We start from the raw sequence: 1,037 nt of genomic DNA, 5'->3' as shown, positions 1-1,037 counted from the left end.
CGGTTTCACAATAGCTGTAAGCTTCCATCAGATTCTGTTCCAAAGATGCAAGAAGAGCTGAGAGCACAATGCACTCCTCTTGTTGCCATTTCTCAAGCGCATCACTTGAGTCCTCTTGAACATCCTCACCTTGAGTGATAAGCTTTGGAGCTTCCCCGGTTGTGATGTGTTTCAACAACCCTTTGCTTCCAACAGCATTCCTGGCCACCCTTGACCACACAAGATAGTTATTTCCCTTGAAAGTAGCAGCAACCTTCATGTAGACTCCACCACCTTCAATTGCTTGAGAAAAGACTTCAACTTGTATCAACACACCACACAAGTTGATAAAGTTCTGAGCTTTCAGATTAAATCTTCAAGACAACCTCAAAGACTTCTCCTTTAGCTCACACAAACACCAAACACTCCAAAGATCTGAACTTTAAGCTTGAACCTTCAATAATACCTCAAAGCTTCCACCTTTAGAACCCTTCTTCTTCACGCAAACACCACACCAGACTCTTGAGAACACCAGTAAGCTTTGCGCCACCAACAGGAACCAACTTAAGAACAGAGCTCAAAGAACAAACACCAACAGCCACAGAAACAAGTTGCTCAAGGATCTAGCACCACCAATCTTCAAGAACACACACGAATACTTTAAGAACACAGGTTGAAAAGCCAACCTGGCTCTGATACCATATTATTTTTAGAGATTTGAATGTGTTTAAGGTGTTTATGCAAGTATTAACCGAGTCTGAAGTGTGTATAAAGAGAAATGTATTTGAGAGAATAGATGAGTGTCTCAATACTTGCTTGATCTTATTAATGAGCTGAGGTTTACAATATATAGATGGAAGAGAGCTAGGGTATCGACCATACATTTAGTCTTAATCACTAGTCTAAGCGTGTGTAGTCAATGGGTGATGGAGCGCCTTGTTTGAAATGAATGGACCAGATGTGTCACACGCTTCACTCCTTTACAGCCTGGCTCGTGCTGGAAGGAAGAGCAACTTTGCTTTATCTCCAAACGGTCACAAGGCCATCCCAACCTTCCT

The 1,037-nt window shown here is 42.1% G+C and carries 1 protein-coding gene; it reads right to left on the bottom strand.

Annotation, left to right across the window (positions count from 1 at the left end; all coding sequences use genetic code 11):
- A partial coding sequence (locus ACFIKI_RS08370) for a hypothetical protein (protein ID WP_375666751.1) occupies window positions 1-310 on the bottom strand: 310 nt, incomplete at its 3' end.
- Window positions 311-1,037: the final 727 nt, after the last annotated feature.

Source organism: Bartonella sp. TT121SHDZB, from assembly GCF_042193415.1.
Taxonomy (GTDB): Bacteria; Pseudomonadota; Alphaproteobacteria; order Rhizobiales; family Rhizobiaceae; genus Bartonella.
This window is presented reverse-complemented; position numbering and strand designations above follow the sequence as displayed.